The organism is Kitasatospora sp. MAP5-34, from assembly GCF_029894335.1.
Classification (GTDB): Bacteria; Actinomycetota; Actinomycetes; order Streptomycetales; family Streptomycetaceae; genus Kitasatospora.
Genome location: NZ_JARXZC010000001.1, coordinates 402,752 through 421,253 on the forward strand (window position 1 = coordinate 402,752; position 18,502 = coordinate 421,253).

General features: G+C 69.9%; 15 protein-coding genes and 2 pseudogenes. 14 read left to right on the forward strand and 3 right to left on the reverse strand.

Annotation, left to right across the window (positions count from 1 at the left end):
- The first annotated feature begins 17 nt into the window (after positions 1-17).
- From P3T29_RS01900 to P3T29_RS01935, 8 genes are read left to right on the forward strand one after another with little or no spacing between them, the layout of a single operon-like run.
- Positions 18-446 (forward strand): ATP-binding protein, encoded by a 429-nt coding sequence (locus P3T29_RS01900; protein ID WP_280714425.1) that lies wholly within the window; start codon positions 18-20, stop codon positions 444-446.
- Between the two features lie 9 nt (positions 447-455).
- Positions 456-1,673 (forward strand): PP2C family protein-serine/threonine phosphatase, encoded by a 1,218-nt coding sequence (locus P3T29_RS01905; RefSeq protein ID WP_280714426.1) that lies wholly within the window; start codon positions 456-458, stop codon positions 1,671-1,673.
- Between the two features lie 52 nt (positions 1,674-1,725).
- Positions 1,726-2,475 (forward strand): MinD/ParA family protein, encoded by a 750-nt coding sequence (locus P3T29_RS01910; RefSeq protein ID WP_280714427.1) that lies wholly within the window; start codon positions 1,726-1,728, stop codon positions 2,473-2,475.
- Between the two features lie 8 nt (positions 2,476-2,483).
- Positions 2,484-3,824, forward strand: a complete 1,341-nt coding sequence (locus P3T29_RS01915; RefSeq protein WP_280714428.1) for an NDP-sugar synthase — start codon at positions 2,484-2,486, stop codon at positions 3,822-3,824.
- The gene (glgA, locus tag P3T29_RS01920) at positions 3,824-4,990 is read left to right on the forward strand and encodes a glycogen synthase (protein WP_280714453.1); all 1,167 of its coding nucleotides are present in this window, start codon (positions 3,824-3,826) and stop codon (positions 4,988-4,990) included. Before P3T29_RS01915 ends, glgA begins: the two co-directional genes overlap by 1 nt.
- A complete protein-coding gene (locus P3T29_RS01925; RefSeq protein ID WP_280714429.1) occupies positions 4,987-7,029 on the forward strand; it encodes an alpha-1,4-glucan--maltose-1-phosphate maltosyltransferase in 2,043 nt (680 codons plus the stop codon). Before glgA ends, P3T29_RS01925 begins: the two co-directional genes overlap by 4 nt.
- Positions 7,026-8,897: a 1,4-alpha-glucan branching protein GlgB gene (gene glgB, locus P3T29_RS01930; protein ID WP_280714430.1), complete on the forward strand. Its 1,872-nt coding sequence runs from the start codon at positions 7,026-7,028 to the stop codon at positions 8,895-8,897. Before P3T29_RS01925 ends, glgB begins: the two co-directional genes overlap by 4 nt.
- Entirely contained in the window at positions 8,890-10,461 is a 1,572-nt protein-coding gene (locus P3T29_RS01935; protein ID WP_280714431.1) for a Na+/H+ antiporter, read from the forward strand. The genes glgB and P3T29_RS01935 overlap by 8 nt, the downstream gene beginning before the upstream one ends.
- A 7-nt stretch (positions 10,462-10,468) precedes the next feature.
- Here the strand turns inward: P3T29_RS01935 and P3T29_RS01940 are convergent, their stop codons facing one another.
- Positions 10,469-11,731, reverse strand: a complete 1,263-nt coding sequence (locus P3T29_RS01940; protein WP_348532785.1) for a cation:proton antiporter — start codon at positions 11,729-11,731, stop codon at positions 10,469-10,471.
- Positions 11,732-12,001: 270 nt separating this feature from the next.
- Here P3T29_RS01940 and P3T29_RS01945 point away from each other — a divergent pair, with 270 nt between their 5' ends.
- The 5 genes from P3T29_RS01945 to P3T29_RS01965 all read left to right on the forward strand — a co-directional run bounded on the left by P3T29_RS01945 (position 12,002) and on the right by P3T29_RS01965 (position 16,986).
- Entirely contained in the window at positions 12,002-13,216 is a 1,215-nt protein-coding gene (locus P3T29_RS01945; protein WP_280714432.1) for a transposase, read from the forward strand.
- 11 nt (positions 13,217-13,227) lie between these two features.
- Positions 13,228-14,679 (forward strand): ATP-binding protein, encoded by a 1,452-nt coding sequence (locus P3T29_RS01950; protein ID WP_280714433.1) that lies wholly within the window; start codon positions 13,228-13,230, stop codon positions 14,677-14,679.
- Positions 14,676-15,029 carry a nuclear transport factor 2 family protein gene (locus tag P3T29_RS01955; protein ID WP_280714434.1) on the forward strand — a complete coding sequence of 118 codons (354 nt, stop codon included), beginning with the start codon at positions 14,676-14,678 and terminating at the stop codon, positions 15,027-15,029. The genes P3T29_RS01950 and P3T29_RS01955 overlap by 4 nt, the downstream gene beginning before the upstream one ends.
- Positions 15,026-15,439: an ester cyclase gene (locus P3T29_RS01960; RefSeq protein ID WP_280714435.1), complete on the forward strand. Its 414-nt coding sequence runs from the start codon at positions 15,026-15,028 to the stop codon at positions 15,437-15,439. The genes P3T29_RS01955 and P3T29_RS01960 overlap by 4 nt, the downstream gene beginning before the upstream one ends.
- 278 nt (positions 15,440-15,717) lie before the next feature.
- A complete protein-coding gene (locus P3T29_RS01965) occupies positions 15,718-16,986 on the forward strand; it encodes an RICIN domain-containing protein (RefSeq protein ID WP_280714436.1) in 1,269 nt (422 codons plus the stop codon).
- 247 nt (positions 16,987-17,233) lie between these two features.
- On the opposite strand, the pseudogene P3T29_RS01970 reads toward P3T29_RS01965, so the two are convergent.
- Positions 17,234-17,686 (reverse strand): annotated as a pseudogene (locus P3T29_RS01970) (transposase).
- Here P3T29_RS01970 and P3T29_RS01975 point away from each other — a divergent pair.
- Complete coding sequence (locus P3T29_RS01975) at positions 17,583-17,966, forward strand: tyrosine-type recombinase/integrase (protein ID WP_280714437.1); 384 nt, start codon at positions 17,583-17,585, stop codon at positions 17,964-17,966. The pseudogene P3T29_RS01970 and the gene P3T29_RS01975 overlap by 104 nt on opposite strands.
- Before the next feature lie 97 nt (positions 17,967-18,063).
- Here P3T29_RS01975 and P3T29_RS01980 read toward each other — a convergent pair.
- Positions 18,064-18,502 (reverse strand): annotated as a pseudogene (locus tag P3T29_RS01980) (transposase); the annotation flags it as partial.

Consider the following 18,502-nt stretch of genomic DNA (forward strand, 5'->3'; position numbering starts at 1 on the left):
CCGGAGGGGCCACGCGGATGAACGCGCTGCGCATCCCTGCCGCGCTGACCTCCCTGGAGGACGTCGCGCACTTCTGCCAGAGCCTCGCGGAGCGGGCCGGGCTCTCCACCGACGCCGCGTACCGGCTGCGCCTGGCCACCGACGAGCTCGCCACCAATGTGGTGATGCACGGATACCGGGGCGGCGAGGGGGAGTTACGGCTCGCGGGCGGAATGGACGAGGACACCGTCTGGATTCGCCTGGAGGACGACGCGCCACCCTTCGACCCCGGCGCCGGCTGCCGACCCCCGCAACCCGACGTACCGCTGGCACAGCGGGGGATCGGCGGGCTGGGAATCCACCTCGCACTGACCTCGCTGGACGACTTCAGCCACCGCTACACCGACGGTCACAACAGCTGCACCCTCGTGATCCGTCGCCACCGACCCCGACGCCGACCCGAATGAGGACCCGACATGCCCTCTGTCACAGCCCTCCTGGTGAGCCAGGAGCGCAACCCGCCCCCGGAGCTGCTGACCGCCCTCGCCCACGAGGACGTGGCCGTCGAGGTGCGCACCCCGGACGAGGCCCTGGAAGACCGGTCGTCGGCGGAAGTCCTGCTGGCCCCGGCGGCGATGGCCCCGCGCAGCCTGCGGGAGATCAGCCGACGGCTCAGCGAGAACGGCCCGACCCCGATCGTGGTGGTCTACGCCCAGAACGAGTTCGACGACATCGAGCAGCACATCAGGCTCGGACATGACTACCTAGTCCCACCGTTCCTCCCGCCGCTGGTACGGGCGCGGCTGCGCAGCTGCTACGAGCGGGCCAAGCTGAGCCACTCCATGGAGGAGATCCAGGCGCAGGCCGAACTTCTCAGCTATGAAAGAGAGTTGAAGATCGGCCGGGAGATCCAGGAGGGATTCCTGCCCGAAGGTCTGCCGACGCTGGACGGCTGGGATCTCGATGTGCGCTTCCGGCCGGCCCGGAAGGTGGCGGGCGACTTCTACGACGTGTTCGAGATGGTCAACCGGCGCAGGTTGGCCCTGGTCGTGGCCGACGTGTGCGACAAGGGCGTAGGGGCCGCTCTGTTCATGGCGCTGATCCGCAGCCTGCTGCGCCACACGGCCGAACACAGCGGGCTGCAGAGTCTGATGACGGCCCATCAGTCGACCGGGGCCGACCCGTCCCACGTGATCCCGGTGGTCGGTGCCACCCCGCTCATGAACGCGGTGGTGGGCACCAACGGGTACCTCACCCGCAACCACAGCGGCCAGGGCTACTTCGCGACGATGTTCTTCAGCGTCCTCGACCCGGCCACCGGCAGCCTGGTCTACATCAACGGCGGCCACAACCCGCCGCTGCTGGTCGCCAGGGAGGGCGGCGAGCCGACGCCGCTGGAGCCCACCGGGCCGGCCGTCGGCGTCATCCCGGACTGCGCCTTCGCGTTGGGATACGCGCAACTGAGGCCGGGAGACACGCTCTTCGTCTATACCGACGGTGTGACCGAGGCCCGTAACGCGGAGGGCGAGTTCTTCGGCGACGACCGCGTCCTGGCGTTGCTCCGCGAGCCCGCACCCTCAGGAAGGGCACTGCTGGAGCGGATGGAGTCAGCACTCCGGGAGCACAGCGGAGCCGCCGAACAGCACGACGACATCACCATGATGGCCGTCCACCGGATGGCCGTACCCGTCTGACCGACCGACGTCAGGCAACGCTTTGGACACCAGGACGATCGGACAGGAACAGATGGCACAGATCATCGCAATGCACTCGCATCGAGGGGGTACGGGGAGATCCACCATCGCGGCCAACCTCGCCCGGCTGATGGCCGACGAGGGGCACCGGGTGGCGCTGGTGGACACCGACATCCAGTCACCGGCGGCACATGTGCTGTTCGGCGACGCCCAGGCTCCTGGGCACACCCTCGCCGACTACCTGATCGGCCGGTGCGAGGTCGAGGACGCCGCGGTCGCGATGCCCACGGCCCCCGGCGGCGGGGACCTGTTCCTGGTGCCGGCCCGGGCCGAGGCCTCCGGTATCCACGAGATCATCGCCCAGGGGTACGACGTCGGGCTGCTCCGCGAGGGCTTCGACCGCCTCATCGACGCGCTGCGCCTCGACATTCTCCTACTGGACACGCACGCGGGCATCAACAACGAGACGGTGACCGCCGTGGCCAGCGCCGATACCCTGGTCGTGGTGACCAGGTCGTGCCGGCTGGACCTCACCGGTGCCGGCGAGACCATCGAGTTCGCCAACCAGCTCAGCTGCCCGCGTCGCGCCCTGGTGGTCAACATGGTGCCCCCGGGCGTGCCCGATGAGGCCTCCCGGGAGCGAGCCGAACGGGCCTACGGATCAACGGTCGAGGCGGTACTGCCCTACACACCCGAGCTGGCCATGGTCGCCGGTGCCCGGCTGTTCGCCGACGCGCACCCCGAGCACCCGCTCATGGAACGTTTCCGCAAGATCATTCCTTCTCTGATTCGCCGGAGGTGACGGCAACGATGGAGAGCCTGTCCGCAATCGCCCTGGTCGGAGGCCAGGGGGTGCGGGCCCGGCCGCTGACCCTGAACTCCTCGGACTATCTGCGCAGCAAGGCCGCGATGTGCCTGGCCGGCCGCAGCCTGATCGAGTGGGCGGTCGAGATCCTGCAGAGCCAAGGGGTCGACCGGTTCTTCGTGGCCGCCAACGGCAGCGAGAACCGGGCCCAGACGAAGGCCATCCTGGAGCACGGTGAACAGCTCGGCGTCTCGGTCCGGTACTCCCGGACCCGCTTCGACCGCAGCAACACCGGCTCGGGAGAGGCCACCTTGCGCTGTCTGGAGTACTGGGACCTCGGTGGCCTGGCGTTGGTCTTCCCCTCCGACTCGGTCTTCGACTTCGACCTCGCGAGCATGGTCCGCGCCCACCGGGCGAGCGATTCCGTCGTCACGGTCGCCTCCGTGCTCCGCCCGGCGGCGGAGGCGGCGGGCAAGTACGGGGTGGTGCTGCGGGGGCCGGACGGCGGGGTGACGGGTTTTCTGGAGAAGCCGGACCTGAAGACCCTTGAGCTGAACGGCGGGAGCCAGGTCGAGACCAACGCCGGGATGTACCTGGTCGACTGCGACCGGCTGCGGATGATCGCCCGCGAGCCGGCCCTGGCCATGCTGGCCGGCCGCAGCCTGGACTGGGGCGGCGATCTACTGCCGTACCTGGTCGGCCACGGCCACCAGGTCTCCTCGTACCCCATCGCCAAGTTCGGCGACCTGGGCAGCCCCCGGGACTACCTGACCACGCTGCGCGAGGTGCTGCGCGACGAGTACCCGATGCTCAGCGGCCGGATCGACCCGCCGGTCGGTCCGCTCGCAGGCGCCCGGATTCACGAGAGCAGCCTGTATCTCAAGGACGAGATCACCGGCCGCACGCTGGCGGAGAAGGTGGCCGACGGTACCGTGCGGCTCGGACCGAACGTCCGGATCGGCCGGGATGTGGAGGTCGGCCCCGGGGTGATGCTGGCCGAGTCCGACATCGGGGACGGCGTGGACCTCGGCGAGGGCAGCTCGCTGCGGGGTGTCGCGTGCGGAGACCACAGCATCGTCGGTCCTGGCGCCCGGATCTCCAACGCCTTCCTCGGCGCGATGGTCGACATCCGCTCCACCCTCGAACGGCCCGTCGTGCTGGAGGAGTTCTGCGCACTGGGCGACGAGGTGCGGGTCCGGGCGGGAACGCATCTGTCCGGGGTGAGCGTGTTCCCCCGGCTCGACATCAGAAGTGAGGCGTGCATACCGGCCGGCGCCAGTCTGTCCGGCCTGAAAGACCTGCTGCACTGGCTGGGCGAGCAGCCCGCGGACGGGAGGGCGGCGTGATGCGCGTCGATCTGCTGAGCCGCGAGTACCCGCCGCACGTCTACGGCGGTGCGGGCGTCCACGTCCACCAACTGGAATCTCAGCTACGAAAGTTGGTCGACCTGAGAGTTCAATGCTTCGACGGGCCTCGCCCGGACGCCACGGGCCATCGCGCGCCCGTCGAGTTGGCCGGAGCCAACGGCGCGCTCCAGGCGATGGGAGTCGACCTGGCCATGGCCGCGGCCGCCGACGGAGCGGACCTGGTGCACAGCCACACCTGGTACACCAACTTCGCCGGCCACCTCGCCAAGCTGCTGTACGGGATTCCGCACGTGGTCACCGCGCACAGTCTGGAACCGCTGCGCCCCTGGAAGGCGGAGCAGCTCGGTGGCGGCTACGCGCTCTCCTCGTTCTGCGAGCGGACGGCCGTGCTCGGTGCCGACCGGGTGATCGCGGTCTCCGGCGCGATGCGGGACGACGTGCTGCGCTGCTACCCGGAACTCGACCCCGGCCGGGTCGTGGTGATCCACAACGGCATCGACACCGGCGAGTTCGCCCCCGTGGCCGACACCGCCGAGCTGACCCGGCTGGGCATCCGCACCGACCGCCCCACCGTCGCCTGCGTGGCCCGCCTCACCCGGCAGAAGGGCCTGCTCCAGCTGCTGCACGCCGCGCCGCACTTGGCGTCCGGCACCCAGCTGGTGATGTGCGTGAGCGCCCCGGACACCCCGGAGATCGCGGAGGAGTTCGCCGCGCTGGCCCGGGAGGCCCGGGAACGCGGCGCCGACCTGGTGCACGTACAGGAACCGCTGAGCCGCTCGGCGGTGCGCCAACTTCTCTCCCGGGCTGATGTGTTCGCCTGCCCCTCGGTGTACGAGCCGATGGGCATCGTGAACCTGGAGGCCATGGCCTGCGAGACCCCGGTGGTCGCGACCGCCGTGGGTGGCATCCCGGAGGTGGTCGCCGACGGGGAGACGGGACTGCTGGTCCCGCTCGGGAACGAGGACGAGGTCTTCGCCGAGGACTTCGCGCTGCGGATCAACGAGCTGCTGGCGGACCCGGAACGGGCCCGCCGGATGGGACGGGCCGGGCGCCGCCGGGCGGCGGAGCACTTCTCCTGGGCGGCGGTCGCTGCGCAGGTCCACGAGGTCTATGTGTCAGTGAAGGGAAGGTCCTCAGTCCGATGACGACCGAGTCGATCACGCTCGCCAAGGAGCTCCGCCCGCACCAACTCCCTTCTCCCGTCGGGCGTATCCCGATCACCGACGTACAGCCGGTGGTCGACCAGGGCCGCAGGCCCGCGCGGGCGGTGCCGGGGGAGCCCTTCACGGTCTCCGCGACGGTCTTCCGTGAGGGCCACGAGGAACTCGGCGCGCAAGTGGTGCTGACCGGCCCGGGCGGGCGGGAGCGGCCCGGCATCCGGATGACCGAAGAGGTACGTGGTACCGACCTCTACACGGCCGAGGTGACGCTCGACCAGCTGGGGGAGTGGACCTTCCGGGTGGAGGCCTGGAGCGACCCGCTGGCCACCTGGCGGCGTGCGGCTGGGGTGAAGATCCCGGCCGGCATCGACGTCGAACTGACCCTGGAGGAGGGGGCCGTGCTGCTGGCCCGGGCGGCTCTCGGCCTGCTCGCGGTCGGCACCTCCGCGCAGACCCTCCTCGCCTGGGCTGCGGCCAGCGTCCGGGACAGCACCCGCCCGGCGGAGCAGCGGCTCGCCGCCGTGCTCTCCGTCGAGGCCGAGCTGCCGGAGACTGCTCCGCTGCGCGAACTCCTCACCATCGGCCCGGAGTGGCCGATCCGAGTGGACCGCGAACGCGCGCTCTACGGTTCCTGGTACGAGTTCTTCCCCCGCTCCGAGGGCGCCGTCCTCGACTCCACCGGCAGGCGGCCGCCCCGCTCGGGCACCTTCCGCACGGCGGAGTGGCGGCTCCCGGCCATTGCCGCCATGGGCTTCCACGTGGTGTACCTGCCGCCCATCCACCCGATCGGCACCAGCCACCGCAAGGGTCCGGGGAACACCTTGACCGCCGGTCCGGACGACCCCGGGTCCCCCTGGGCGATCGGCTCACCGGCCGGTGGCCACGACGTGGTGCACCCGGACCTGGGGACCGAGGAGGACTTCCGCCACTTCGTGCGCACCGCACGCGGTCTCGGGCTGGAGGTCGCGCTCGACTTCGCGCTGCAGTGCTCACCGGACCACCCCTGGGTGCGCGAGCACCCCGAGTGGTTCCGGCACCGGGCCGACGGCAGCATCGCCCATGCCGAGAACCCGCCCAAGAAGTACCAGGACATCTACCCGATCGACTTCGACGCCGACCCCGACGGCATCCACGCGGCCTGCCTGGGGGTGCTCCAGCACTGGATGGCCCAGGGCGTACGGATCTTCCGGGTGGACAACCCGCACACCAAACCGCTCGCGTTCTGGGCACGGCTGCTCGCCGACGTCCACGCCACCGACCCGGACGTGCTCTTCCTTGCCGAGGCCTTCACCCGCCCGGCGATGCTGCACGCCCTGGCCCGGATCGGGTTCCACCAGTCGTACAGCTACTTCACCTGGCGCAACACCCGGGAGGAGGTCGAGTCGTACCTCGGCGAGCTGGCCGGCCTCGACGGCGAGGAGTCGGCGGCGTACCTGCGGCCCAACCTCTTCGTCAACACCCCGGACATCCTGCCGGGCTACCTCCAGCAGGGCGGGTGGGCGGCCTTCGCGGTCCGCGCGGTGCTGGCCGCGATGGCCGGCCCCTCCTGGGGCGTCTACGCGGGCTACGAGCTGTGCGAGGCGACGGCCACCCGGCCGGGTGCCGAGGAGTACGCGGACTCCGAGAAGTACCAGTACCGGACCCGCGACTGGACGGCTCCGACGCTGAGCCCGCTGATCACCACGCTCAACCGGATACGCGAGGAGCACCCCGCCCTGCACCACCTGCGCAACCTGCGCTTCCACTCCTGCGACAACGAGTCGGTCGTCACCTTCTCCAAGCAACTCGCCGATGACGTGGTGCTGGTGGTGCTCAACCTCGACCCGCACCAAGCCCAGGAGGGCATCGTCTCCCTGGACCTGCCCGCACTCGGGCTGGCCCCCGACGCGACCTTCGACGTCCGCGACGAGCTGAGCGGCAGCTCATACCGCTGGGGGAACGAGAACTACGTACGGCTCGACCCGCACGCGGACCAGGTCGCCCACATCTTCACCATCCGCCCGTCGACGAGGAATTCGCAGTGACCGTTCTCAGCCCGATGCTCGGGGAGCTCGACCTTCATCTGATCGGCGAGGGGCGGCACGAGCAGCTCTGGAAGGTGATGGGGGCCCACCCCCGTGCCGACGGCACGTCCTTCGCCGTGTGGGCGCCGGGCGCCCAAGAGGTCCGGGTGGTCGGCGAGTTCAACGACTGGGACGGCCGGACGTACGAGATGCGGGCGCGCTCCGGCCTGTGGGAGCTCTTCGTCGCGGGGGCGGGCGAGGGCGACCTGTACAAGTACGAGATCCTCGGCCCGGACGGCCAGTGGCGGCAGAAGGCGGACCCGTTCGCTTTCGCCGCCGAGTGCCCGCCCGGGACGGCGTCGCGCATCCACTCCTCCCGGTACCGTTGGACCGACGAGGCCTGGATGGACGGTCGCGGCACGGTCGCGGCGTACGAGGCGCCGATGAGCGTCTACGAGGTACACCTCGGCTCGTGGCGAGCCGGACTGACGTACCGTCAGCTGGCCGACGAACTGCCCGCCTACGTCCGGGAGCTGGGCTTCACCCACGTCGAGCTGCTGCCGGTCGCCGAGCACCCCTTCGGCGGCTCCTGGGGCTACCAGGTCACCTCGTACTACGCCCCGACCGCCCGGCTCGGCACTCCGGACGACTTCCGGTTCCTGGTGGACGCCCTGCACCGGGCCGGCCTCGGCGTGATCGTCGACTGGGTGCCCGCCCACTTCCCCAAGGACGACTGGGCACTGGTCCGCTTCGACGGCACTCCGCTCTACGAGCACCCCGACCCACGCCGGGGCGAGCACCCGGACTGGGGGACGCTGGTCTTCGACTACAGCCGCCCAGAAGTGCGCAACTTCCTGGTCGCCAACGCGCTCTACTGGTGCGAGGAGTTCCACGTCGACGGTCTGCGGGTGGACGCGGTCGCGTCCATGCTCTACCTGGACTACTCCCGCGAGCACGGTCAGTGGCTGCCCAACGCCCATGGCGGACGGGAGAACCTGGACGCCGTCGCCTTCCTCCAGGAGCTGAACGCGACCGTCTACCGCCGCTGCCCCGGCGTGGTCACCATCGCGGAGGAGTCCACCGCCTGGGACGGCGTCACCCGTCCCACGGACAACGGGGGCCTGGGCTTCGGACTGAAGTGGAACATGGGCTGGATGCACGACACCCTGGCCTACCTGCGCGAGGACCCGGTGCACCGGCAGTACCACCACACCAACATGACCTTCCCGATGATGTACGCCCACGCGGAGAACTACCTGCTGCCGATCAGCCACGACGAGGTCGTGCACGGCAAGGGCTCGCTGCTCGGGAAGATGCCCGGCGACCGGTGGCAGCGGTTCGCGAACCTGCGCGCGTACCTGGCCTTCATGTGGGCCCATCCCGGAAAGCAACTCCTCTTCATGGGACAGGAGTTCGCCCAGTCGTCCGAATGGTGGCACGACGGCTCGCTCGACTGGTCCGTACTGGAGGAGGCCGGGGACCATCGTGGGGTCCGGGAGCTGGTCCGTGACCTCAACCGGCTCTACCGCGACACCACGGCCCTCTGGCAGCGCGACAGCGCGCCCGACGGCTTCCGCTGGATCGACGCCGACGCGGCGGCCGAGAACGTCCTCTCCTTCGTCCGCCACGACGCCGCCGGCGAACCACTGGTGTGCGCCTTCAACTTCTCGCCGACGGTCCGTCGGCCGTTCCGGCTCGCCTTCCCGCGTGCGGGCGCCTGGCGCGAGGTGCTCAACACGGACGCCGCCTGCTACGGCGGCAGCGGCGTTGGCAATCTCGGCGGTGTACGGGCCGAGCCACGTGCCTGGCAGGGCTTCCCGGCCAGTGCCGCGCTCACGCTGCCCCCGCTCGGGGCGGTCTGGCTACGGCCGGGGGACCGCGATGCTTGAGGTTCTCCTGCTGGTCGTCGGCGCGACCCTGGTATCCGTCGTCGCCCGTCGGATCGACATCCCGGCGCCGATCGCCCTGGTCGTGGCCGGACTGCTGGTCTCGTTCGTCCCCGGTGTGCCGGACTACCACCTGGACCCGGAGCTCGCCCTCCTGGTCTTCGTCCCGCCGCTGGTGTACGCCGACGCCGTGGAGAGCTCCTACCTGAACCTACGGGCCAACGCCCGCCCGATCGGCCTGCTCTCCGTCGGTCTCGTCCTGTTCACCACGCTGGTCGTCGGACTGGTGGCCCACACGGTCATCCCCGGGATGCCGTGGGCCGTGGCCTTCGTCCTCGGCGCGATCCTCGCCCCCACCGACTCGGTCGCCGCAGTCGCCATCGCCCGCCGGCTGGGGCTGCCGCGCCGGATCGTCACCATCCTGGTGGCGGAGAGCATCGTCAACGACGCCACCGGCATGACGGTCTTCCGGATGGCCGTCGCGGTGGCACTGGGCGGCACCACCACCATCCTCCAGGGCACGGGCGAGTTCCTGTTCGGCTCGCTGGGCGGGGTGGCGGTCGGTCTGCTGCTCGCGCCGCCGGTCCGGCGGCTCCGCTGCTGGCTGGCCGATGCCGTTGCCGAGAACGCGGTGTCGCTGCTCGTGCCGTTCGGGGCCTACGCGATCGCCGAGGCCCTCCACACCTCGGGCGTGATGGCGGTGCTCGCCGCCGGGCTCTATCTCGGCCACCACTCCACCGGGGCGTCGCACGAGGCCCGGTTGCAGGAGAAGGCCACCCTGAGGCTCTCCAGCCATCTGCTGGAGGCGGTGTCCTTCGCCCTGATCGGCCTTCAGCTGCGCCCGGTGCTGCAGGCGCTGCGCACCACCGATCCGCTGGCCCTGGGCTGGTACGCCGCCGTAGTCCTCGCCACTCTGCTGCTGGCGCGGATCGCCTGGGTCTACCCGGCGACCTACCTGCCCCGCAGGCTGTCGGCGCGGCTCCGCAACCGCGACCCGGCGCCGCCCTGGCGCTTCCCCGCCGCGATCTGCTGGGCCGGCACCCGGGGAGTGGTCTCGCTCGCCGCCGCCTTCGCCGTCCCGGCGACGATGCCCCGGCGCGACCTCGTGCTCTTCCTGGCCTTCGCCGCAGTCCTCGGCACCCTGCTGGTCCAGGGCGTCGGCTTCCCGGCCGTGGTCCGCCGCCTCGGTCTGCGCGACGAGGGGCAGGCGCACCAGGACGACCTGGCGGAGGCGGTGGCGCAGGAGACCGCCGCCCGCGCCGCCTGGGCCCGGATGGAGGAGCTGGTCACCAGCGGACAGGAGGCGCCGCCTGGCCATGTGCTGGACAGACTCCGGGAGCTGGCCGACCACCGCTGCTCCACCGCCTGGGAGCGGCTGCGGGCGGCCGGCGTACCGGCGGAGGCGGAGCCACCGACCGCCGCGTACCGGCGGCTGCGCCGGGAGATGCTCGCCATCGAGCGCGGCGTCTTCGTACGGCTGTGCCGGGAGGGCCGGCTTCACGACGAGGTGCTCCGGCGGGTGATGCACGAACTCGACCTGGAGGAGTCGGTGCTCTCCCGCGGTTGAGAGACGGTCAGCCGGCCCGCCTGGAGATCAGCGGCCCGGTCATCACGGTGGTGACCAGGGCCATCAGGACCAAGGCCGTGTACAGCTCCTGGTCCAGCAGCCCGGCCGTCAGGCCGATCGACAGCACGATCAGTTCGGTGAGCCCGCGGGTGTTCATCAGTATCCCCACGGTGAGCGAGTCGTGCGGTCGCAGACCGCCCACCCGCGCGCCCAGATACCCGCCGAGGACCTTGCCGCCCACGGCGAGCGGCAGTAGGACGGCGAGGAACCGGAGGCCGCCGCCGGAGAGGCTGCGCAGGTCGATGGCGATACCCGAGACCACGAAGAAGACCGGAAGGAGGAGTCGCCCTGTGCCTGCCAGCGATGTGACGGAGCTCGGCCCGGCGGCGTCCGGGTCCGCCGTCGGCCGGGGCAGGACGGCGCCGGCCAGCAGGGCGCCGAACTCGGCGTGCAGACCCAGCCGTACGGCGATCCCGGCCGAAGTGAAGGCCAGCGCGGCGGTCAGTGCTGGGCCGGCTCCGCCGCTGAGCCGACGGCGGCATGAAGGGCGACGCAGCAGCCGACGGACCAGCCATGCCGCCGCGAGGTATCCGCCGACCTCCGCCGCCAGGTCGGCGAGCCCAGCGCCGTCGCTGTGCCGGGCGAGTACCAGCGACAGGGTTAGGACCGCCCAACCCAGGGCATCCATCACCGTGGCTGCGGTCAAGGCGACCGCGCCCGCCGTCGACGTGCTGAGGCCACGGTCGGCGAGAATGCCCGCCAACACGGGAAGAGCGGTGATGGAGAGTGCCACCCCCGTGTAGAGGGCGAACGGCAGTGCGGCACACCCGGGTTCGACCATGCCGTGGAGCACCACGCCGGCTGTGACCCCCAGGGCCATCGGGAGCCCGAAGGCACCGACGACCACACCCGCGACAGCGCGGCCTCCGGGCCGCACGGAACGCCGTCCCAGCTCGTGGCCGACCCCGACCAGGAAGAGAACCAGAGCCACCCGCGCCAGCAGCCGGAGATCCGGCATGACCGCAGTCGGGAAGAGCCGCTCCTCCAGCCCCCGCGACAGCTCACCCAGGACGCTCGGGCCCAGCAGGATGCCCACGGCGATCTCTCCGACCACCGGCGGCTGACGTATCAGTGCGGCCAGACGGCCGCCCGAGTGCTGCCGCGACGAGGACGACCGCGAGGTGTAGCAGGATGGCGGCCGCAGCCGCTTCGGCGGGCGACAGGTGCATTGCGCTGTGAAGCCTTTCCGGGTGCATGGTGGAGATGAAATGGTCCGTACGCTGTGCTAACAATCTCCTGCTGTCACACGTTTCACTGCAATGGCCGGTCTGCTGTGCGGCGCATATGGAACGCGCTAAATCGCTGGCCGAAGGCCTGACCGGAGCTCGTTCGTCTGGTCTAATTTCCGGCGAGCGTAGCAGTGCTGCTTGTTTCCGGGAAATCCGTTCACAGAACGGGAGTTCCCGCTTTCTGCCTGCCTGGAATGGTGAACAGCGCCATCGGTCAGGGTATTCGCGCTTTGCTGCGAGGAGGGATGAATGTGGACGCCGGAATCGAAGGCTTCGATCCGCAGTACCTTTCTCAGGATCAGATGGACCGGCTGTGCGGGCAGGTGCTCGCCTCGGTGCCGCGCAGTGATCAGCGGCGCTGGGGAGAGCTGTACATCCGCGGGCTGCTCCTCGCGAAGGGGCGCAAGACGATGAAGGGCATCGCCGAGGCCGCCGACGCCACCGCGATGCAGAGCCTCCAGCAGTTCATCACCACGTCTCCGTGGGAGTGGAAGCCGGTACGCCAGTCCCTGGCCCGGGTGCTCGACCGCGAGCTCCAGCCGCTCGCGTGGATCGTCGAGCCGCTCGCCGTGCCCAAGGCCGGCAAGCACTCGGTCGGTGTCGAGCGCCAGTTCGTGGCGGATCTCGGCAAGGTCGCCAACTGCCAGCAGAGCGCCGGCGTCTGGCTCGCGTCGGAGGACGCGAGCTGCCCGGTGGACTGGCAGTTGGCGCTGCCGGCCACCTGGCTGGCGGGCGCGGAACAGCGAAGACGAGCCGCGATCCCGGACCACGTCAGATCGCAGACGCCGCTGCAGTGTGCCATCGACTCGGTCGTCTCGATGACCGAGGGATGGCGGCTGACGCCCCGCCCCGTCGTCATGGCGGTCGCCGAGAGCGACCTCGACGAAGTCCTCCGGGCGTTCACCCCGCGCCGGATTCCCTTCGTGCTCCGCGTCGACGGCTCCCTGCCGGTGGCCCCCGCAGACCCACGGCTGCCGGCCGGGGACGGGCGGTGGCTACCCGCGAACCAGCTGGTCGACGGAGTGAAGGAGCTGGCTGGAGCTGTCGAGTGGCGGGACACCCGGCATGCCCGGCGCCGGGTGGCCAGAGTGGTCGGTGTCCGGGTCGGGCTGCCGGTGAGCGCCGAGCGCGTCGGACGGCCGGTCGCGATGCCGCCGCTCTTCCTGGTGGGCGCCTGGACGGATTCCACCAACCCCCGGCCCGCCGAGTTCTGGCTCTCCAACATCGGCCACCTCTCGTCGTCGGCGCTGTTCCGGATCGCCAAACTGTCCCGGAGGGTCTCCCGGGACCTGCAGGACGTCTGTGACGGCGTAGGCATCCGCGACTTCGCCGGACGGTCCTTCCGGGGCTGGCACCACCACGCCACCCTCGTCTCGATAGCGCACGCGATCGCCGTCCTGGCCAGGCTCCCGCGGCGAGCCCGCCCGCTCCCGCCGCAGCGGCGGGCACTGATCGGATCGCGATGACCGGGACGGGGGTGCCCGACGCCGATCGGCTTCGGGAGATCGAACTCTTCGCGGAGCTGAGCGAGGGCCAGCTGAGCTGGCTCATCTCGGTGACGGCGCCGAGGGCGCTCGGCGACGGGGAGATCCTCTTCCGCGACGGAGAGACCGCGACCCACTTCTATGTGTTGCTCGACGGAGAGCTGGCCGTCACCAAGGTGGTGGACGGCCGTGAGGAGCTGCTCACCCGGCACCGGGCCGCCCCTGGCACCGGAGGCGAACACGACGACAAACCGTCGGCGGCACACCGCTTCACCGGGGAGCTGCCGCTGCTGACCGGTGGCAGTTACCTGGCCACCGTCGCCGCGGTTGGTCGCACGGTCGTCCTCGGTTACCCCAATGAGGTCTTCCTCGACATGCTGGTGCGCTGCCCGAGCGTCGCCCGGGTGCTGCTGCCGGTCCTCGCCTGGCGGATCACCTCCTCGGAGGTCCAGGCCAGGGGCAGGGCCACGGTGATGGCCCTGGGGACGCTCGCGGCCGGCCTGGCCCACGAGCTCAACAACCCGGCCGCGGCCGTGGCCCGCGCAGCCCAGGACCTCGGCCCGGTGATCGACCGGCTCGCCGCCACGGCGCAGCGCTGGGGCGGCACGGCCGACGCACCGGAAGCTGCTGCCCTTGGCGACCTCGTCGAGGAGATCACGCGGGCGCCGCTCACCCCCGAGGCCGATCCCGTCGCCCTCGCGGACCTGGAGGACGAGCTCTGCGACTGGGCCGAGCAGTGGGGTGCGCCGATGCACACCGCACTCTCCCTCGCCTTGGCCGAGCGGGGGCTCGGCCGGGACTGGCTCGCCGGGCGGGTCTCCCGGTTGCGCCCGGACGTCCTCGCGGCGGCCCTCGACCAGCTGGCCGCTCTCCTGGAGGCCCGCGCGCTGACGGGCGAGCTGCAGGCGGCGGGTCCGCGCATCTCGGCACTGGTGGCCGCGACCCGGGACTACGCCAACCTCGGCGGCACCCCCGAAGGCAGGTTCCGGGTCGCGGACGGCATCGAAGCCACTCTCGCCATGCTGCGGCCCAAGCTCACCGGGGTCCGGATCGTCCGCGACTACGCGCCGGACCTCCCCGACGCGGTCGGACATCCCACCGAACTCAACCAGGTGTGGACCAACCTGATCGACAACGCGGTCGACGCCATGGACGGGAAAGGGACGCTCACCCTGCGCACCCGTCTCCACGGAACCTGCCTGACCGTCGAGATCGGCGACACCGGATGCGGAATTCCGGGCGACTCGCTCAGCAGGATCTTCGAGCCCTTCTACACCACCAAGGACGTCGGCAAGGGGACGGGCCTCGGGTTGCACCTGTCCTACCGCATCGTCACCCAGCGGCACCACGGATCGATCACCGCCCGCTCGGCCCCGGGCGCCACCTGGCTGGTGGTTCGTATTCCCTCGTCCCTTACTCCGACAACCCGAGAGGAGCTTTTATGACGGAGCCGGATATGTCCCCCACCCGAGCCGTGTTCGAACGGCAGCTCGCAGCCCTGGGGAGCGGCGACATCGGCGCGCTCATGGCGAACTACACCTCGGATGCGGTACTCGTCCGATTCGACGAGATCTACGTCGGGACCGCCGGGATTCGTGCGGCGTTCTCGGCATATCTCGCACGGCGGCCGAAACTGGTGGAACTCGCACAGTACGCCGAATGCGGCGACACGATTTTCTATCGGTCGGCCATCGATATCGATGGCCAGGCAAAAGAATCGATAGGAACGATGGTACTGAACAACGGAAAGATATGGCGGCAGACCGCCGCCTTCCTGCCTGGAGGAATCCGATGAACGCGACGCCACTTGAGACTTACCGCGCCTGGAACGACTGCCTGCTCGCGGGCGACATCCAAGGCGCGACCCGGCTGATCGACGCCGAGCGGTGGAACGAGAAGTGCCTCGGCCTGACCGGCTGGCTCACGGACTTCCAGGTCGCCCTCACCCACTACGAGAAGAACATGATCAAGCCCTGGGAGGGGCTTGAGATGCACGAGGAGGAGGTCGTCGAGGGGCGGGACGCCGTCACGATCCGCTTCCGTATCGAGGCCACACACGTGGGGGAGTTCCTCGGCGTCCCGGCGACCGGTCGCAAGGTCTCCTTCCATGCCATCCGCATCGTGAACGTGCGAGAGGGCAGAGTCACCGGGCAGTGGGCCCAACTCGATCTCTGGGGCCTCCACCAGCAGCTGACGGCCCGCTGAGCCGGACCTGAGGGGCGGGCCGCCGGCGCTCGCGTCAGCGCGGCCCGCCCAACGGCAGGGGCGTCAGGAGGAAAGTGACCCTGACGACCCGTCAAGGTGCGAGCTGTCGGCGAGAGCCCGCGGGCCGCCGAGCCCAGACCGGAAGTAGATCCTCCGGATGCTCCGTCAGGGAGCCGTCAAGGAACCTGGGTGATTCCTGTGAGCGGCCCTAGCATCTGAGGAGTCGTCTCTCCTCCGCAGACGAACGTCACCACGCAGAATGATCGGGGCACTTCAGCATGCGCGCTTCCTCCCACCGGACGAACACGCTCACCCAACGCGTCGCCGCCGGCACCATTCTGTCGGCCCTGGCCGTGACCGGCCTGATGGCCGTGCCGCAGCAGGCGTCGGCATACGACTGCTCAGGACAGGACAGCGTGGGCGGTGGCAACTGCGACTCGGCCCTGATCAACTCGATCGGTGCCATGATCGGAGGCTTCCGCAGCGCGGCCCTCACCGCGCAGGCCGACAACGCCGCGTTCACCCAGGGGATGGCCGGCCAGCTGAGTGCTGCGGCACCCGGTTACAACGTGATGGTGTTCAAGTACGACGGCACCGACCTCTACAGCAAGGGTCCCGTGTTCCACAACCCCTACGTGGCGGACATGAACGGGGTGCTGGTCGACACCACCGTCCAGCTGCAGCACCAGGACTCGGAGGGCGGCCCGACCGGTTACGACGACTTCCGCATCTGGGTCTTCTCGGGTGACTCGACCTTCACCAACAACGGTGACGGCGGCTACGGGAACTGGGCCTTCGTCGGCAACGACTCCGACCGGACCGTGACCAACAGCCGGCCGTGCCTGCGGATCACCTGTTACGACCACCAGCGGATCATCCACTTCCCCGCCACGACACCGGCGGCCAGCGTGGGCGCCCCCAACACCGGCACCCCCGCGACCCCCAGCACCCCCGCGGACCCGGGCACGGTCCCGGGTGTCAGCGTGGGTGGTAACTCCACCCCCGGCATCCCCGCGAACCCCGGCACGGTCCCGGGCGTCAGCGTGGGTGGCAACCCCACCCCCGGCACCCCCGCGAACCCCGGCACGGTCCCGGGCGTCAGTGTGGGCGGTACCCCCACCCCCGGCACCCCCGCGCACCAGGGTGGCGGCGGTGGTGGCGGTGTCATCGCTGGTCTGCTCTACCCCAAAGTGAAGACCGGCCGGGGTCCGGTGGTCACCGGGTCCGCCTCGGGTCCCTCGATCCTTGCCGGCACCAGCGGCCCGAAGAATTCCGGTTGGCAGTTCACCTCGGTGGGCAACGGCCGCTACGAGATCACCAGTGCCGTGTCCGGCCTCGCGCTGACCGAGAACACCAAGACCTACTTCGCCGAAGCCAAGTCGTGGACCGGCGCCGACGAGCAGAAGTGGCAGCTCGTCAGCGAGGGCGGCGGCCAGTACCAGATCCGGATCACCGACCAGGACTGCCTGACCTACGACGAGGACGCCAAGGCCCTCGGCGTCTGGACCTGCAACAACGCCTCGAACCAGCAGTGGAAGCTCCAGTAGGAGCTAGCTCACCCCGACCCGGTAGCCCGCCCGGGTCGGCACCCCGTCGGGTAGCTCCGCAGGATCTAGCCTGGCGGGTTGATGACCGCAACGGCCCCGCTGTTCCCGGTCAGTCCGGCCCGTGGGTCGGCTGATCGATCACCAGGACCGGGACTGTCGACAGCTATCGAAATCCGGCCGGTGAACTCAATCGGTCAGCGCAACATCCGAGGTAGTGAGAGGACGTCCTGCTCGAATGCGGGATAGTTCATGGATTGTGCCAGGTTATAGTGATTTCGTCCGTTGCTCGCTTGGCGAGGTTGGAGATCATCGCGAGGCGGATCATGCTCTCGGAGCGCTCGGGTTTGGTCTCGTAGTCGCGGGCGAGTCGGCGGTGCATCATGATTCAGCCGAAGCTGCGCTCCACCTGCCACCTTCGGTGGTAGAGCTCGATCAACTCGTGGGCGGGGTGACGCTCGGTATCCAAGAGGCTGGTCATCAGCCAGCACAACTCAGTGCGCCGGGTGCCGTCGGCCAGGGTGACGGTCATCCAAGCCTCGATCACCCGCGCCTCGAGGCGGCCGTAGCCGCGCCCGGCCCGGTACTTCCCGGTGCAGATGCTGGTCAGGTGGGCTGATACCCACCTCAGACCTCGGTGGGCGGCGGGAGTGACGCCGAAGTACCTGTTCCTGGCGCACAAGATGAACCGCCACGCCGACAAGCCCTACCCCTCCGAGCGCGTCCAGCAGACCCTGTCCAAGCTCGCTCGTCGACTCGATATTCGCGACAGCGCCGGTCGCCTGGTCGACTTCAACCGCACCCGCCGCTTCCGGCACACCCGGGCCACCAGCCTGCTCAACGCCGGCGTCCCGATCCACGTCGTCCAGCGCTACTTCGGGCACCTCTCTCCGACCATGGTGATGCACTACGCGAACCCTCGGGAATTGCATCAGACGGGCGAGAAGTCGCAGGTCGCCAGCTCATGCCTGCGTTCCGCGTAATTCAGCGGCCTAGAGTCACGAATTTGGGGTCTGACCTGGGCGGACATGGGTGAGGGCGCCTGAGAGTCGTTTCTCTAGGCGCTGGTGTTCGTGCTGGTCAGCGGGGTGTGGGTTCGAGGGCGATGATCTGCTTCGGTGCGGGGATGTCGAGCTTGGCCAGGAGGTCGGTCTGGGGCTTGCTGGGGGTGGTGACCTGTCGGAACAGGCCGGTGGGGCCGGTGAATGTGCCGAGGTGGAGCCGGTCGAGCTCGCGGCGGACGGTCAGCCAGGTCTCGTCGGTGGTGGTCTCGATGATGCGGATCAGCAGCAGGGCGAGCCAGCAGAGGACGACGTGCGCGCGTATGCGCTCTTCGAGCCGGTGGTAGACGGGCCGCAGGTCGATGATCTGCTTCATGTCCCGCCAGCCCCGCTCGACTTCGAGGAGTTGCTTGTAACCGAGCGCGATGTCCTCCGCCGACAGGTGCGGGTCGGAGCATCGCAGCAGGTACTTGCCGTCGAGGTTCTCCTCGGTCTTGATCTTTGCGGTGTCGATGCGG

What these genes read in the sequence shown, in the direction of transcription:
- P3T29_RS01900 (WP_280714425.1), top strand. Translation starts at nt 18, where the DNA reads ATGAACGCGCTGCGCATCCCTGCCGCGCTGACCTCCCTGGAGGACGTC.
- P3T29_RS01905 (WP_280714426.1), top strand. Translation starts at nt 456, where the DNA reads ATGCCCTCTGTCACAGCCCTCCTGGTGAGCCAGGAGCGCAACCCGCCC.
- P3T29_RS01910 (WP_280714427.1), top strand. Translation starts at nt 1,726, where the DNA reads ATGGCACAGATCATCGCAATGCACTCGCATCGAGGGGGTACGGGGAGA.
- P3T29_RS01915 (WP_280714428.1), top strand. Translation starts at nt 2,484, where the DNA reads ATGGAGAGCCTGTCCGCAATCGCCCTGGTCGGAGGCCAGGGGGTGCGG.
- glgA (WP_280714453.1), top strand. Translation starts at nt 3,824, where the DNA reads ATGCGCGTCGATCTGCTGAGCCGCGAGTACCCGCCGCACGTCTACGGC.
- P3T29_RS01925 (WP_280714429.1), top strand. Translation starts at nt 4,987, where the DNA reads ATGACGACCGAGTCGATCACGCTCGCCAAGGAGCTCCGCCCGCACCAA.
- P3T29_RS01935 (WP_280714431.1), top strand. Translation starts at nt 8,890, where the DNA reads ATGCTTGAGGTTCTCCTGCTGGTCGTCGGCGCGACCCTGGTATCCGTC.
- P3T29_RS01955 (WP_280714434.1), top strand. Translation starts at nt 14,676, where the DNA reads ATGACGGAGCCGGATATGTCCCCCACCCGAGCCGTGTTCGAACGGCAG.
- P3T29_RS01960 (WP_280714435.1), top strand. Translation starts at nt 15,026, where the DNA reads ATGAACGCGACGCCACTTGAGACTTACCGCGCCTGGAACGACTGCCTG.
- P3T29_RS01965 (WP_280714436.1), top strand. Translation starts at nt 15,718, where the DNA reads ATGCGCGCTTCCTCCCACCGGACGAACACGCTCACCCAACGCGTCGCC.
- P3T29_RS01975 (WP_280714437.1), top strand. Translation starts at nt 17,583, where the DNA reads ATGCTGGTCAGGTGGGCTGATACCCACCTCAGACCTCGGTGGGCGGCG.